Below are 13,763 nucleotides of genomic sequence, written 5' to 3'. Positions count from 1 at the left end.
CCCTAGTTCGTGCCTCCCGCGCCTCGAAAGTAGCGGGCACTTTTCTGGTTCTCTTTTGGTGCGCAAAAGAGAACTTAGCCCCAATGCAAAAGCGCTCTGACTCCGCGCCACAGGCGCGAGAAAACGCTCTCCCATCATCACAGAAGAGCCTCCTCAGTAACAATATGTATCCTCCCCGGTTTCGCCATCAGCTCCTCCTCTGGCAGCGGCGGAGCCTTCTCCGCCCAGAGCCACCACCCGGCCCAGAGGACGGGGACCGCCGCCGCAAGGGCCAGCCCCGGCCAGAGCACAGCCGGATAGCCCAGCGCCGCACTGCCGGGCCAGAACACCGCCGCTGCGCAGAGCGCCAGCGCCGTCCAGCCCTCCCAGAAGATCGTCGTCCATTGTGTTTCCTGTCGCATGGCTTTTCGCCTCCTTCTGGCCCCAATATAACGCTCTCCGGGCGAAAAACGAGGCGAAACGGCCCGCCTTACACACAAAAACATCCCGGTTTGAGCCGGGATGTTTTTCTAATTCTGGTCATGACTCTTCCCCACCCACGAGCAGACGACTCCGCACACAAGGCTGGTGGTAATACCTGCCGCAGCGGCAGTCAGCCCGCCGGTGAGGATGCCGATGGCCCCTTCCTCTTCGATGGCCGTCCGCACGCCTTTCGCCAGCAGATGGCCGAAGCCCAGCAGCGGCACGGTGGCCCCGCAGCCCGCGAACTCCGCCAGCGGCGCATACCACCCCACCGCCGAGAGAATGACGCCTGCCACCACATAGCCCGTCAGGATGCGGGCCGGGGTCAAACCGGTGAGGTCGATGAGCAGCTGGCCGATGACGCAGATGCCGCCGCCCACCACGAAGGCCCAGAAGTAATTCATCCGTTTTCCTCCTTCTGCTGCGGGCTGCGCAGCTCCACGAGATGGGCGATGGCCGGGATGCTCTCCTTCTGCAAAAAGGTCGTCTGGCTCATCAGCGCGCCGGTGGCGATAAAGAGCACCCGCTTCTGCGTTCCCTTCTCGAGGCGCGGCAGGATATGCCCGCAGAGGACGGAGGCGCAGCAGCCCGGGCCGGAGCCGCCGCTCTTCACTGTCTGCTCGGCGGCATCGTAGAGGATGCAGCCGCAGTCCACATGGTTCTTGAGCAGAAGACCTTCTGCCGCCAGCAGGTCGCGCAGGAGCTGGCTGCCCACATGGCCGAGGTCGCCGGTGTAGATGCGGTCGAAGTCCGCCGGGGCGCTGCCGGTGTCCTTCAGATAGTGCAAAAGAGTTGCGGCGGCAGCGGGGGCCATGGCCGCACCCATGTTGTTGATGTCTTTTATTTTATAGTCCTGCACCCGTCCGAAGGTGGCGGCGCAGAGCTGCACCCCCTCACCGGCGGGCCGCAGCAGGCAGGCACCCGCCGCCGTAGCCGTCCACTGGGCGGTGGGCGTCCGGACAGCGCCGTAGCTCAGCGGCGTGCGGAACTGACGCTCTGCCGCGCAGAAATGGCTGGACGTCATCGCCAGCAGGCCGTCGGCCATGCCTGCACTGCACAGCGCCGCGCCGAGGCCCAGCGCTTCGGCCATCGTGCTGCAGGCCCCGAAGAGGCCGACAAAGGGGATGCCCAGCTCCCGCAGGGCGTAGCTGGACGCGGTACACTGGGCCTGTAAGTCGCCCGCCAGCGCGAGGCTGACTTTATCCGGCGTCGTCTCAGCCTTTTTGAGGCAGAGCCGCGCCGCCCGCAGGGCCATTTCTTTCTCGGCGGCCTCCCAGTTGGACTGGCCGAAAAAGTTGTCGGCGCTCAGCTCGTCGAAACAGGCGGCAAGGGGGCCTTCGCCCTCCTTTTTGCCGCCGATGGCCGCATGAGCCGCCACGACGGGCGGCGTCGGGAACAAAAGAGTGTCTCCGCGTCGTGCAGCCATCACAGTTTCCTCCTTTATGGGGCTGATTTTATCTGTTTTTTGTGGTATACTGAATTTTAGTGTGAAAGTGCAATTTCCGCACTTCCTTATGCGTATCCTTGGCAGGGGAACTTTTACTGCAGCAGCCAGTAGACGCTGCCGTAGAGAACCGCCGCCAGCGTACCGTATACGATGACCGGCCCGGCGATGATGAACATCTTCGCGCCGGTCCCCAGCACACGGCCCTCGGTCTTGAACTCGATGGCCGCACTGACCACCGCATTGGCAAAGCCCGTGATGGGTACGAGGGTGCCTGCGCCCGCTTTCGCGGCCAGCTTCTGGTAGAGGCCCAGCGTCGTCAGCAATGCCGACAGCGCCACCAGCGTGCAGCTGGTGAGCGTCCCGGCCAGCTCTTTGTCGAGCCCCATGGTCAGATACCACCCGCGCAGAACCTCGCCCAGCAGGCAGATGCCGCCGCCCACGCCAAACGCCCAGAGGCAGTCCCTGCCCAGCGGCGAGGGCGGGCCGACCCGGCGCACCCTGCGCCCGTATTCCTCAGCCGACATTTTCATCCTGTTCGCCTCCCGGGAATAGGATGTCCGCCCGTGTGCAAAAATATACACACCCTCAACAAGAAAGAAGGTCCATTATGAATCCCTCTGCTCCTCATCCTCACCGCCGGCGCCTCACCCGCGCCGAGGTGCGCCGCCGCAGACGCAGCCGTGCCATCCGCCGGGTGGCCGGCCTTACCGTGATGCTCTGCGTCGCCGTAGGCGGCGTCTCCTTCCTGCTCACCCGTCATGCCGTCGTCCCCAGCGCTTCGGCGGCGTCCGCCATCTCCATGCCGGCCCAGAGCATCGCCGATTCCACTGTGAGCTCTGCCGAGAACACCGCTGCGCCTGCCAACGCCCTTGGCCTCACCGCCGACGAGGCCCGCGCCATGCTGGCCGACCCGCTGATGGTGCTGGTGAACCACACCAGCAAGATGCCGGACGACTATACTTTCGATACTAAGGAGTGCGGCTCTGCCACCGCCGTCAACAAGACGCTGCAGACCGTGGCCTGCGATGCCTTCCTTGAGATGCAGAAAGCCGCTGCCGCCGACGGCGTGACCGTCTGGATGCAGAGCGGCTACCGCAGCGTCAAGTACCAGACCAGCCTCTACGAGCGGAAGACCAAATACTACCTCGACAAGGGCTACGACAACGCCACTGCCAAGGAAAAGGCCGCTGCCGTCGTCAACCCTCCGGGATACTCCGAGCACAACTGCGGCCTCGCCGCCGACCTGAACAGCCCGGAGCACACCGGTCTGGACGAGGGCTTCGAGAAGACCGCCGCCTTCCGCTGGCTCTGTGAACACGCGGGCGACTACGGCTTCATCCTCCGCTACCCCAAGGACGCCGAGGACAAAACGGAGATCATCTACGAGCCCTGGCACTGGCGGTACGTGGGCGTGGAGAACGCCGCTAAGATCAACGCCAGCGGCCTGTGCTTTGAGGAGTATATCGAGACTCTGCAGAGCATCGCCGCCGAGGGCTGAATCCACCGGTGAAGAAAAAGTTAAAATTTCACGCTTCGTTTGCAATTCTGCCGTCGATATGGTAGACTATCTTGGGGTTTTGGGCCGACAGTTTTCGGGGCGGCCAGGCCTCAGAATTTTAACGACAAAAGAGGGAAATCTTTTATGAATATTCGTCTGAAACTCGTCCTTTCTGCTGCTGCGCTGGCTGCGGGCTGTGTCCTGCTGGCAGGCTGCGGCGGCTCTGCTTCCTCTGCATCCTCTTCGGCCTCCTCCGGGGCTGCCAGCCAGAGCGCCTCTGAGCCTGCTGCTTCCGTCTCCGCCGAGGAGAACGGCGCTTCCGACGCCGTGGCCTCTGCCGTGGACGCCCTGCTCGAGGCTGACCCCATCTCCAACCAGTTTGAGATAACGGCCATGAACATCGAGTACGACTTTGGCCTGAAAGCCGACGATGTGACCAGCTACAAGGGCCTCAAGAGCAACGACAACGGCGACGCCGGTCTGGTGCTGGCCATCCAGCCCGCCGCTGGCAAGGCACAGGACGTCATGGACACCCTCAAGACCTACCAGCAGGACCAGGTGGCTTTCTACGGCAACTATGCTGAGTTTGCACAGGCACAGTCCAACGTGGAGAACGCCATCATCGACGGCGGCGACGACCTCGTAGTGATGGTCATTGCTTCCAACGACTGCTCTTCTGATTTGACCAGCGCCGTAAAGGACGTTCTGGGCAAATAAACAGACTCTCTCGGGCCGGTGCCGTGGCGGCATCGGCCTTTTTCAGCTTTATCACAATGTTAAAAGGAGGCTGACGCCGTGGTCTTCAGCACCATCATCTTTCTGCTGCGCTTTCTGCCCATCACACTGGCGCTGTACTATCTCGCACCCCCGAAACTCAAAAATACCGTTCTGTTCCTGTGCAGCCTCGTGTTCTACTGCTGGGGCGAGGTGCGTTTTTTCCCTGTCATGCTGGCGCTCATCCTCATCAACTACCTCTGCGGCCTGGGGCTTGAGCGCTTCGAGCAGAACAAGACCGCCCGTCTCATCCTGCTGCTCATCGCGCTGGCGGGCAGTCTCGGGATGCTCTTCTACTTCAAGTATGCAAATTTCGTGCTCAGCAGCATCAATGCCATCTTCGGCACCGGTTTTGCGCCCATTCAGGGCATCAGCGTACTGCCGCTGGGCATCAGCTTCTATACCTTCCAGACACTTTCCTACACCATCGACGTCTACCGCCGGGATGTGGAAACGGAGCATAACATCATTGATTTTGGTGCTTACGTCGTCATGTTCCCCCAGCTCATCGCCGGCCCCATCGTCAAGTACCGGGATGTCTCCGACCGTCTCCATGTCTACAAAGGCCGCTATGAGCTCAAGCAGATCGAGGACGGCATGACCCTGTTCACTTTCGGCCTGGCAAAGAAAGTCCTGCTGGCCGACGCCATCGGTGCGCTCTGGACGGACATCATCGGCGTAGCGGACAGCCCCTCCGTCTCCTTCGTGGGCCTCGCCAACGCCTCGACCCCGCTGGTCTGGCTGGGCGTCATCGCCTACTCGCTCCAGCTCTATTTCGACTTTTCCGGCTACTCCCTGATGGGCATCGGCATGGGCAAGATGCTGGGCTTCGACTTCCCCCAGAACTTCAACTACCCCTATATCTCCGCGTCCATCACCGAGTTCTGGCGGCGCTGGCACATGACGCTGTCCGGCTGGTTCCGGGAGTATGTGTATATCCCCCTCGGCGGCAACCGCAAGGGCCTCAAGCGACAGATCTTCAACCTGTTCGTCGTCGAACTGCTCACCGGCATCTGGCACGGCGCGAACTGGAACTTCATCTGCTGGGGCCTGTACTATTTTGTGCTGCTGGCTCTGGAAAAGCTCTTCCTCCTGCCCTACCTCAAAAAGGGCAGGGTCTGGCCCCATATCTACACCCTCTTCCTCGTGGTCGTGGGCTGGGCCATGTTCGTGGGCAACGACGCAGGCGTGGAGTTCGGCCTGCTGTTCCGCAAGCTTTTCATCCCTTCCGGCGGCGTGATGCCCCTTTACTTCCTGCGCAACTACGGCGTACTGCTGGCGGTCTCCGTCGTCTGCTGCACCCCGCTCATCGAAAAGCTATGGAAGCTGCTTTCCCGCAATGTCATCACCAAGGCGCTGACCATTCTGGTGCTGTTGACGGTCTCGATGGCTTACGTCGTGGGCAGCACCAACAGCCCGTTCCTGTATTTCAACTTTTAAGAGGAGGCGTGAACGATGGACAAACATTCAAAGCGCTCCGCTTCGATTTTCCGCTATCCGGTCCTTATCGCATTCACCCTGTTTTTTGCCGGGCTGTTCGTGCTGGACCTTGTCACGCCGGACCGGGCCTACAGTGAACTGGAAAACACCACCCTCTCCCAGCGGCCCAGCCTGTCCAGCGTCTCGGCTGATGGGCTGAACAAGTTCTTCACGGCCTACACGAAATACGTCAAAGACCAGGTGGTGGGCCGTGACAACTGGGTCGCCCTGCAGAGCACCGTGGAAACGAAGGTGATGCAGAAGGAGCAGAGCGGCGGCATCCTGCTGGGCAAACAGCAGATGATGTTCCCCCGCACCTACGGCCTCGTTTCCAGCGAGACGCGCACCCTGCCCAAGAACACTGCCGCGCTGGAAGCGCTCTGTCAGCGGTACCCGGGCAAGGTCAACGTGATGCTGGTGCCTGCGGCGTCCGCTATCTACCCGGAAAACGTCCCTGCGGGCGCTCCGCTGCTGGACGAGGACAGTTATCTCGACTCGCTTTCCGATGCCGTACAGGCCGCCGGAGGCCGCTTTGTGGACGTGCGGCAGACCCTCACCGCGCACAAGGACGAATATATCTACTACCGCACCGACCACCACTGGACGAGCGCCGGCGCTTACTACGCCTACAAGCTGCTCTGCGACACCCTGGGCCTTACGCCCTTTGATCCCTCGGCCCACACCGTGCTGACGGCAGACGGCTTCTACGGCACCCACTACTCCAAGGCGCGGACGCCGGACGCAGAACCGGACACCATCACTTATTATGACCTGCCGAACGAACTGACCATCTACTCGGTCAGCGGCCCCGGCCAGCCCGCCGACGGCGAGACGACCGGCCTTTACGACACGGCCAAGCTGGACGTTTACGACAAGTATGCCATGTTCCTCCACGGCAACAACGGCCTGAGCCGCATCAAGGGCGACGGCACCGGGCGCGTTCTCGTCATCAAGGACAGTTACGCCAACTGCTTCGTGCCTTATCTGACGGCCAACTACGCCGACATCGACGTGGTGGATTTCCGCAACTACAACTACGGGCTGGACAAGCTCATCGCGGACAACGATTATGACCAGCTCCTCGTGCTTTACAGTTTCGACAGTTTCAAGAGCGACCCCTATCTCTACCGGGCCGGCGTAGCGGGCTGATACCGGGAATTATTGCAGTATTTTTCCACAAACTTCCGAGGTATTTTTCATGCATTTTCCCGGGTTTTTGTGGTTTCTGTCCAAAACCCTTGCACAAAATCCAGCGTTGTAGTAGAATGATGCTGTCAGAGATGTTTGCTCTGCAAGAGGGATTTTTGCAGCGCGGTGCGCCGCCTGCTGATATGAAGGAGTGATTCTTTATGAAGAAATATATGGAATTGCCTGCTGATTACGCAGTGCTTTCTGACGATGAGATGACCTACACCACCGGCGGCAGCGCTGTTGGCGGCGTCGTCACCATCGTGGGCGTGGCCGTTCTGGCATCCAGCTATGTCTGGGGCATCTCGCAGGCCAGAGATTGGCTGAGCGTTGACAGCAACCGCAGGGGCAATCCTCTCACCGTTATGGGCCGTGCAATGGACACCATCAGCGACGATATGTCCAAATCGCCTTCCAACTTCCTGCGTGACGTTGTTTCTACCGGTACGGTGGTGGCTCTCGCTCCCCTGAGCGCGCTGCTGCTCATCCTGTAAGTTTCCCCTGCGGCTTTTCGGGAACTTCTATCTTTCGTCAAACCGGCGCACACCGCGCTGTTTTGGGATATTGTTCGTAAAGGAGTACTATTATGGAAAACATCATGATGCTGCCCGCTTCCTACTGCGTGATGAACGAAGAGGAAATGACCTATACCACCGGTGGTGCCAGTGCTATTCAGGCTATCGCTGCATGGGTCTTCCCTCCTTATGCATGGCTTGCAGGCGTCACGGCTATCCGTGATTACCGCAAGAAGAACCCTAATACTTGGACTCAGGATGGTCTGGACTATTTCGCAAATGATATGGGGAAGAGTGTATCTAATTTCCTCTATGACCTTGCGTGTGCCAGTTGGGTTCTGGGCACCTCCGCTACCGGAATTGGCCTTGTGATTAACGCAGCTCTTATCCTGCTTTAATAAATCAGGAGACTCCAAAGAACAACAAAGGCGGCGGCTCTTCCCGCAAGGGAAGGGCCGCCGCCCTCTTTTTATCTGTCCATACAAAAAGCAGAGGCACCCGAACCGGATGCCTCTGCCTGTTTATGGACGTGTTGATTTAGTTATTGAACATATCCTTCAGCTTTTTGAAGAAGCCCTTGCGCTTTTCGTAGTTATCCTCTTTCAGGGTACCCTCGAACTTCTTCAGGGCCTCACGCTGGGTGCGGCTGAGCTTCTTGGGGATCTCGACCTCGCACTTGACGTACATATCACCGCGGCCTCTGCCATTCACATACTGGACGCCCTTGCCGCGCAGGCGGAAGGTGGTGCCGCTCTGGGTGCCTTCCGGCACATTGACCTCGACCTTGCCGTCGATGGAAGGCACTGTGATGGTATCGCCCAGGACAGCCTGACTGTAGGTGATGGGGAAGACGACGTAGATGTTGTTCTCGTCGCGCTGGAACACCTCGCTGGGCTGGACAGTCACTGCCACGATGACGTCACCTGCGGGGCCGCCGTTGGTGCCGGCATTGCCCATGCCCGAGAGGCGGAAGCCCTGATCGTCGTCGATGCCCGCAGGGACATTGGCCTCCAGAGTCTTCTTGACCGCAATGGTGCCGCTGCCGTGGCAGCTCTTGCAGGGGTTCTTGATGAGCTTGCCCTTGCCGCCGCAGCGGGAGCAGGGCTGCTGGGTCTGCATGACGCCGAAGGGCGTACGCTGCTGACGAATGACAAAGCCTCTGCCGCCGCAGTCAGGGCAGGTCTCCGGGCTGGAACCGGCGGCGCAGCCGCTGCCGTGGCACTCGGTACACTCCTGCTGACGGGTGATGGTGATGTTCTTCTTGCAGCCATGCACCGCCTCGTCAAACGTCAGGGTGATGCGCACCCGGATGTCCTGACCCTTGCGGGGGGCGTTGGGATTCGCCGAACGGCTCGAGCCGCCAAAACCGCCGAAGCCGCCGCCAAAGATGTCGCCAAAAATATCGCCAAGGTCAACACCGTCGCCGCCAAAACCGCTGAAACCTCCAAAGCCGCCGGGGCCGCCGCCGTTCTGGGCGGCGTAGTTGGGGTCAACACCGGCAAAGCCGTACTGGTCGTAGAGCTGGCGCTTCTTCGGGTCCGAAAGCACCTCGTTTGCCTCGTTGATCTCCTTGAACTTTTCCTCGGCTTCCTTGTCGCCGGGGTTATAGTCCGGGTGGTACTTCATGGCCAGCTTGCGGTAAGCCTTTTTGATCTCCGCGTCGGTAGCCGTCTTGGATACACCCAGCACTTCGTAGTAATCACGTTTCTCCTGTGCCATAATCCAATCACCTCTCGTATAAGCAGCAACCTCCCCTATATAGCAGCGCACTGCCGCTTCCAGTACAGACAGCCTCAAGCAGATCTGTACAAGCCTGACCGGCCTGCCAATGGCTCCCCTATTAGGGGAGCTGGCGAGCGTCAGCGAGACTGAGAGGTTTTCTCTATAACCAGCAAGAGCCGCCCCGGCAAAACCGGAGCGGCTTTTGCTATTCTACGCGCATACCCGCCGGTTTGGCCGGATACGCACTGCTGTGTCTCAAATCAGACTTCCTTGAAGTCTGCGTCCACAACGCCGTCATCGTTGGGCTTCTGCTGGCCGTTTGCGCCAGCATCGGGGCCGGGCTGTGCGCCTGCGGCCTGCTGCTGGGCAGCAGCGGCAGCCTGATACATCTTCTCGAAGACGTGGCTCAGAGCATCCTGCTTTGCCTTGATGTCGTCGATGGAGCCGGACTGGACAGCGGTCTTCAGGTCGGCCAGCTTTGCCTCAGCCTCGCTCTTGACGTCGGCGGGCATCTTGTCGCCGTTCTCCTTCAGCATCTTCTCAGTCTGGAAGACCATCTGGTCGGCGCCGTTGCGGATGTCCACTTCCTCGCGCTTCTTCTTATCGTCGGCAGCAAACTGCTCAGCTTCCTTCACAGCCTTGTCGATGTCGTCCTTGGACATGTTGGTGGAAGCGGTGATGGTGATGTTCTGCTCCTTGCCGGTACCCAGGTCCTTCGCGCTGACCTTCACGATGCCGTTTGCATCAATATCGAAGGTAACTTCGATCTGAGGCACACCACGGGGAGCCGGAGCGATGCCGTCCAGATGGAAGACGCCGAGGCTCTTGTTGTCGCGGGCAAACTCACGCTCGCCCTGCAGGACATTGATCTCAACAGAGGGCTGGTTATCCGCAGCAGTGGAGAAGACCTGGCTCTTGTGGGTAGGAATGGTGGTGTTGCGCTCAATGATCTTGGTGCAGACGCCGCCCAGAGTCTCAATGCCGAGGCTCAGCGGGGTGACATCCAGCAGCAGCAGACCCTTGACGTCGCCCTGCAGGACGCCGCCCTGGATAGCAGCACCGACAGCCACGCACTCATCGGGGTTGATGCCCTTGAAGGGCTCGCAGTTCAGCTCTTTCTTGACTGCATCGTAGACAGCGGGGATACGGGTGGAACCACCGACCATCAGGACCTTCTTCAGATCAGATGCGCGCAGGCCGGCATCCTGCAGAGCCTTGCGGACAGGGGTCATGGTGCGGTCGACCAGATCTGCGGTCAGCTCGTTGAACTTTGCACGGGTCAGGGTCATATCCAGATGCTTGGGGCCGGTAGCGTCAGCAGTGATGAAGGGCAGGTTGATCTGGCTGCTCATAGCGCTGGACAGCTCGATCTTTGCCTTCTCGGCAGCTTCCTTCAGGCGCTGAGCGGCCATCTTATCCTTGCGCAGGTCGATGCCGTTCTCGGTCTGGAAAGCGTCTGCCATCCAGTCGATGATGCGCTGGTCGAAGTCGTCGCCGCCCAGATGGGTGTCGCCGTTGGTGGCCAGAACTTCGGTGACGCCGTCGCCCATCTCAATGATGGAGACATCGAAGGTGCCGCCGCCCAGGTCGTAGACCATGATCTTCTGGTCATCTTCCTTATCGATGCCGTATGCCAGAGAAGCGGCAGTAGGCTCGTTGATGATACGCTTGACGTTCAGGCCGGCGATGGTGCCAGCGTCCTTAGTAGCCTGACGCTGGCTGTCGTTGAAGTAAGCAGGAACGGTGATGACGGCCTCGGTGACAGGCTCGCCCAGATAAGCCTCCGCATCAGCCTTCAGCTTCTGCAGGATCATAGCGCTGACCTGCTGGGGAGTGTACTCCTTGCCGTTCAGGGTCACCTTGTGGTCGGTACCCATCTGACGCTTGATGGAAGAAACGGTGTTCTCGGGGTTGGTGATGGCCTGACGCTTTGCGACCTGACCGACCAGACGGTCACCGGTCTTGGTGAAGCCAACAACAGACGGGGTGGTGCGGGCGCCCTCGGAGTTTGCGATGACGACGGGCTCGCCGCCCTCCATGACAGCCACGCAGCTATTCGTAGTACCAAGGTCAATACCAATGATTTTGCTCATAAATGAAGTCTCCTCTCAAAAGAACTTGTTTATCTCATGCTTAGATGTGAAGCGGATGTCTATATTCAAAACCCCTGCGGGTCTTTGCGGATCTACTCGGCCACCACGACGGTCGCGTGGCGGACGATCTTGTCGCCCAGCTTGTAGCCTTTCTGGTACACCGTGATGACGGTGCCGCTCTCCTGCCCGTCCGGGGCGGGGATCTGCTGGACGGCGTTCATGAAGTTGGGGTCAAAAGGCTTGCCCAGCGCCTCGATCTCCTCCACATGGAGGGCATCCAGTGCCTTGGCGGCTTTGTCCAGCGTCATAGTCACGCCCTTTTTGTAGTTCTCGTCGGTGGTGGGGGCGTTGGCTGCCATTTCCAGCGTGTCCAGGATGGGGATGATCTGGTTCACGGCGAAGGACACGCCATCGTTGAACTTCTGGTCAGCCTCGCGGGTGGAGCGCTTGCGGTAGTTCTCGTACTCCGCTGCCATCCGGAGCAGCTGGTCTTTGGCCTGTGCGGCGTTCTTCTCGGCTGCGTCGAGCTTTGCCTTTACGGCGTCCATCTCGCGTGCCTTCTTATTGAACCAGCCATCTTTCTTCTTGGCGTCTGCGGGTTCTGCCTCGGCCTCCTTCTCGGGGGCTGCGGCGGTCTCGGGCGCTTCCTGAGGTGCGGCTTCGGTCTCCTTTGCTTCCTGCTCGGGAGCTTCTGCCGTCTTTTTGGTCTCTTCGCTCATTCCAGATCCTCCTTATATATCACAGTCCGCCGGGGTGCGGCCATCTGCGGGGTGTCTTTTCGTTTACCGCTCATGCCCTCGCCAAGCTCGTCGGCGAAGAGGTGGAGCAGCGGCATCAGCTTCTGGAAGGGCATCCGGGTCGGCCCGATCAGGGCCACCGTACCCCACAGCCCGCCGCCTACCAGGTAGCGGTCGCTGACGATGCACAAGCCGGGGATCTGAGGTTCCAGATCCTCACCCAGCAGCACGCTCTCACTGCGGTCTGCCGGGGGTGCGATGATGTGGGCCGCCTGCTCTTCGTCGTTCAGCAGGGTGAGGATGTCGCCCACCTTGCCTTCGAGCTGCGGCCAGTTGAGCAGGTACTGCTCACCGCCCAGAAATACGTGGGGCTGTGCGGAATCCTGCAAAATCGCAGCGGCTGCGCTGATGACCGGAACCAGCTCCGGGTCGATTTGGCTGCACAGCTCTGCCAGCAGCCGGTTGGACAGGTCCACCGGCGCAACGAAGGTCAGGTTGCGGTTGAGCAGCGCGGCCAGCGCAGCGGCGTTCTCGCGGGAGAGGCCTGTGCGGACCCGCGCCACACGGGTGCGAACGTAGCCCGCCGTCGTGACGGCCAGCACAGCCGCCGCGCTGCGGCCCACCTGAACGACTTCGTAGTGGGCGACGCAGAGGTCTTCGGCACAGGGGGTGCTGACGGCTGCGGTGCAGCCGCTGATGGCGGCCAGCGCCTTTGCAGCGCCCTGTGCGAGCTTTTCCGGCTCATGGTCGAGGCTGGCGAAAACGGCTTCGACGCGGGCGCGGGTCACGCGGTCCAGCGGCTGGTCGTCCGTCAGCAGATTGTCGAGATAATAACGGTAGCCTTTGGCACTGGGGACACGGCCCGCGCTGGTGTGGGGCTGCTCCAGCAGACCCAGCTTGGTCAGCGCCGCCATTTCGTTGCGCAGCGTGGCGCTGGACACGGCCATATCAAAATAGTTTGCCAGCACACTGCTGCCCACAGGCTCGCCCTCGAGGCCATACAGCGCCACGATCGCCTGCAAGACTCGCTGCTTGCGTGCATCCATCGTCATAGCGCCTGCCTCCTTTTTGGCTTTCGTTTCTTTAGCACTCCATCTTCCTGAGTGCTAAGACCATTATAGCCAAAAATTTTTCCCTGTCAATAGCTTCTCGAAAAAGTTTATAAAGATTCATAATTCTGTCATAAACAAAAAAGGGAGCGCCTGCCAGAAACGCAGACGCTCCCTCTATTATAATAATGTTCACTCTTCCATCTGCTTTGCCAGGAACGCTGCCGCCACAGCCACAGCCTTCTGCTGGGCAGGGTCGGGCTGCTGGGTGCGGTCTTCGGCCAGCAGACCCACGGCCCCGGTGACATCCCCTGCCGCGATGATGGGCCACGCGCAAAGCAATGGCCGCAGCGAACCCTCGCAGGGCAGCAGGACATGCTCGGGGTCGCCCTCGCTGAGGTAGGGCTTGCGGGACTCCATCACCTTTTCCAGCGGCTGGCTGACGCTGCGGTCGGCAAGGTCGCGCCTCCCCGACCCGGCTGCGGCGAGGATGCGGTCACGGTCAGCCACGAAGGCCGTCAGGGCGAAGCTTCGGCTCAGCACCTCGGCGTACTGCACCGCCACCCCGTGCAGCTCCCCCACCGGGGAATACTTCTTAAAGATGACCTCGCCGTCGCCGGTGGTGAAGATCTCGAGGGGGTCGCCGCGGCGGATACGCTGGGTGCGGCGTATCTCCTTCGGGATGACCACCCGGCCCAGCTCATCGATGCGGCGGACGATTCCGGTTGCTTTCATCTGTGTACCATCCTTCCCATTCTGCATTTTCCCATGCTGTGTAGTTATTATGTGGAAGCGGCAG

The 13,763-nt window shown here is 60.4% G+C and carries 15 protein-coding genes; 6 read left to right on the top strand and 9 right to left on the bottom strand.

What is annotated here, in order from left to right:
- Positions 1 to 137 precede the first annotated feature (137 nt).
- From AAAU26_RS12245 to AAAU26_RS12230, 4 genes are all read right to left on the bottom strand, one after another.
- Positions 138 to 401 (bottom strand): intracellular growth attenuator family protein, encoded by a 264-nt coding sequence (locus AAAU26_RS12245; protein ID WP_158395367.1) that lies wholly within the window; start codon positions 399 to 401, stop codon positions 138 to 140.
- Between the two features lie 108 nt (positions 402 to 509).
- Positions 510 to 866 carry a SpoVA/SpoVAEb family sporulation membrane protein gene (locus tag AAAU26_RS12240; protein WP_158390507.1) on the bottom strand — a complete coding sequence of 119 codons (357 nt, stop codon included), beginning with the start codon at positions 864 to 866 and terminating at the stop codon, positions 510 to 512.
- Positions 863 to 1,888, bottom strand: coding sequence for a stage V sporulation protein AD (locus AAAU26_RS12235; RefSeq protein ID WP_227618924.1), 1,026 nt, complete (start codon positions 1,886 to 1,888; stop codon positions 863 to 865). Before AAAU26_RS12235 ends, AAAU26_RS12240 begins: the two co-directional genes overlap by 4 nt.
- Positions 1,889 to 2,001: 113 nt before the next feature.
- A complete protein-coding gene (locus tag AAAU26_RS12230; RefSeq protein WP_158400362.1) occupies positions 2,002 to 2,439 on the bottom strand; it encodes a SpoVA/SpoVAEb family sporulation membrane protein in 438 nt (145 codons plus the stop codon).
- A 77-nt stretch (positions 2,440 to 2,516) separates the two neighbouring features.
- On the opposite strand from AAAU26_RS12230, the gene AAAU26_RS12225 reads away from it, so the two are divergent.
- The 6 genes from AAAU26_RS12225 (at position 2,517) to AAAU26_RS12200 (ending at position 7,761) form a co-directional block, all read left to right on the top strand.
- On the top strand, positions 2,517 to 3,407 hold the full coding sequence (locus tag AAAU26_RS12225) for a M15 family metallopeptidase (protein WP_227618923.1): 891 nt from the start codon (positions 2,517 to 2,519) through the stop codon (positions 3,405 to 3,407).
- Positions 3,408 to 3,551: 144 nt separating this feature from the next.
- On the top strand, positions 3,552 to 4,124 hold the full coding sequence (locus AAAU26_RS12220) for a DUF4358 domain-containing protein (RefSeq protein ID WP_227618922.1): 573 nt from the start codon (positions 3,552 to 3,554) through the stop codon (positions 4,122 to 4,124).
- A 78-nt stretch (positions 4,125 to 4,202) separates the two neighbouring features.
- A complete protein-coding gene (locus AAAU26_RS12215) occupies positions 4,203 to 5,621 on the top strand; it encodes an MBOAT family O-acyltransferase (protein ID WP_217209805.1) in 1,419 nt (472 codons plus the stop codon).
- Positions 5,622 to 5,636: 15 nt separating this feature from the next.
- Positions 5,637 to 6,809 carry a DHHW family protein gene (locus AAAU26_RS12210; protein ID WP_227618921.1) on the top strand — a complete coding sequence of 391 codons (1,173 nt, stop codon included), beginning with the start codon at positions 5,637 to 5,639 and terminating at the stop codon, positions 6,807 to 6,809.
- 200 nt (positions 6,810 to 7,009) lie between these two features.
- The gene (locus AAAU26_RS12205) at positions 7,010 to 7,342 is read left to right on the top strand and encodes a hypothetical protein (protein ID WP_227618920.1); all 333 of its coding nucleotides are present in this window, start codon (positions 7,010 to 7,012) and stop codon (positions 7,340 to 7,342) included.
- Between the two features lie 92 nt (positions 7,343 to 7,434).
- On the top strand, positions 7,435 to 7,761 hold the full coding sequence (locus tag AAAU26_RS12200) for a hypothetical protein (protein ID WP_149793994.1): 327 nt from the start codon (positions 7,435 to 7,437) through the stop codon (positions 7,759 to 7,761).
- Positions 7,762 to 7,900: 139 nt separating this feature from the next.
- On the opposite strand, the gene dnaJ is transcribed toward AAAU26_RS12200, so the two are convergent.
- The 5 genes from dnaJ to AAAU26_RS12175 all read right to left on the bottom strand — a co-directional run bounded on the left by dnaJ (position 7,901) and on the right by AAAU26_RS12175 (position 13,699).
- Positions 7,901 to 9,082: a molecular chaperone DnaJ gene (dnaJ, locus tag AAAU26_RS12195; RefSeq protein WP_217209795.1), complete on the bottom strand. Its 1,182-nt coding sequence runs from the start codon at positions 9,080 to 9,082 to the stop codon at positions 7,901 to 7,903.
- A 263-nt stretch (positions 9,083 to 9,345) separates the two neighbouring features.
- Positions 9,346 to 11,178 carry a molecular chaperone DnaK gene (gene dnaK / locus AAAU26_RS12190; protein WP_158395384.1) on the bottom strand — a complete coding sequence of 611 codons (1,833 nt, stop codon included), beginning with the start codon at positions 11,176 to 11,178 and terminating at the stop codon, positions 9,346 to 9,348.
- A 92-nt stretch (positions 11,179 to 11,270) separates the two neighbouring features.
- Positions 11,271 to 11,897 carry a nucleotide exchange factor GrpE gene (locus tag AAAU26_RS12185; protein ID WP_149793998.1) on the bottom strand — a complete coding sequence of 209 codons (627 nt, stop codon included), beginning with the start codon at positions 11,895 to 11,897 and terminating at the stop codon, positions 11,271 to 11,273.
- Positions 11,894 to 12,967: a heat-inducible transcriptional repressor HrcA gene (hrcA, locus tag AAAU26_RS12180; RefSeq protein WP_149793999.1), complete on the bottom strand. Its 1,074-nt coding sequence runs from the start codon at positions 12,965 to 12,967 to the stop codon at positions 11,894 to 11,896. Before hrcA ends, AAAU26_RS12185 begins: the two co-directional genes overlap by 4 nt.
- Before the next feature lie 189 nt (positions 12,968 to 13,156).
- On the bottom strand, positions 13,157 to 13,699 hold the full coding sequence (locus AAAU26_RS12175) for a stage V sporulation T C-terminal domain-containing protein (RefSeq protein WP_217209793.1): 543 nt from the start codon (positions 13,697 to 13,699) through the stop codon (positions 13,157 to 13,159).
- Positions 13,700 to 13,763 lie beyond the last annotated feature (64 nt).

It is taken from the genome of Faecalibacterium longum (assembly GCF_040094125.1).
GTDB classification, from domain to species: domain Bacteria; phylum Bacillota; class Clostridia; order Oscillospirales; family Ruminococcaceae; genus Faecalibacterium; species Faecalibacterium longum.
Note: the sequence above shows the minus strand (reverse complement) of the source record. Positions and strands in the feature narration are given on the sequence as shown.

Bases quoted from the DNA above. Each gene is read 5' to 3' on its own strand.
- AAAU26_RS12245 (WP_158395367.1), bottom strand. From the start codon at position 401: ATGCGACAGGAAACACAATGGACGACGATCTTCTGGGAGGGCTGGACG.
- AAAU26_RS12240 (WP_158390507.1), bottom strand. From the start codon at position 866: ATGAATTACTTCTGGGCCTTCGTGGTGGGCGGCGGCATCTGCGTCATC.
- AAAU26_RS12235 (WP_227618924.1), bottom strand. From the start codon at position 1,888: ATGGCTGCACGACGCGGAGACACTCTTTTGTTCCCGACGCCGCCCGTC.
- AAAU26_RS12230 (WP_158400362.1), bottom strand. From the start codon at position 2,439: ATGAAAATGTCGGCTGAGGAATACGGGCGCAGGGTGCGCCGGGTCGGC.
- AAAU26_RS12225 (WP_227618923.1), top strand. From the start codon at position 2,517: ATGAATCCCTCTGCTCCTCATCCTCACCGCCGGCGCCTCACCCGCGCC.
- AAAU26_RS12220 (WP_227618922.1), top strand. From the start codon at position 3,552: ATGAATATTCGTCTGAAACTCGTCCTTTCTGCTGCTGCGCTGGCTGCG.
- AAAU26_RS12210 (WP_227618921.1), top strand. From the start codon at position 5,637: ATGGACAAACATTCAAAGCGCTCCGCTTCGATTTTCCGCTATCCGGTC.
- AAAU26_RS12205 (WP_227618920.1), top strand. From the start codon at position 7,010: ATGAAGAAATATATGGAATTGCCTGCTGATTACGCAGTGCTTTCTGAC.
- AAAU26_RS12200 (WP_149793994.1), top strand. From the start codon at position 7,435: ATGGAAAACATCATGATGCTGCCCGCTTCCTACTGCGTGATGAACGAA.
- dnaJ (WP_217209795.1), bottom strand. From the start codon at position 9,082: ATGGCACAGGAGAAACGTGATTACTACGAAGTGCTGGGTGTATCCAAG.
- dnaK (WP_158395384.1), bottom strand. From the start codon at position 11,178: ATGAGCAAAATCATTGGTATTGACCTTGGTACTACGAATAGCTGCGTG.
- AAAU26_RS12185 (WP_149793998.1), bottom strand. From the start codon at position 11,897: ATGAGCGAAGAGACCAAAAAGACGGCAGAAGCTCCCGAGCAGGAAGCA.
- hrcA (WP_149793999.1), bottom strand. From the start codon at position 12,967: ATGACGATGGATGCACGCAAGCAGCGAGTCTTGCAGGCGATCGTGGCG.
- AAAU26_RS12175 (WP_217209793.1), bottom strand. From the start codon at position 13,699: ATGAAAGCAACCGGAATCGTCCGCCGCATCGATGAGCTGGGCCGGGTG.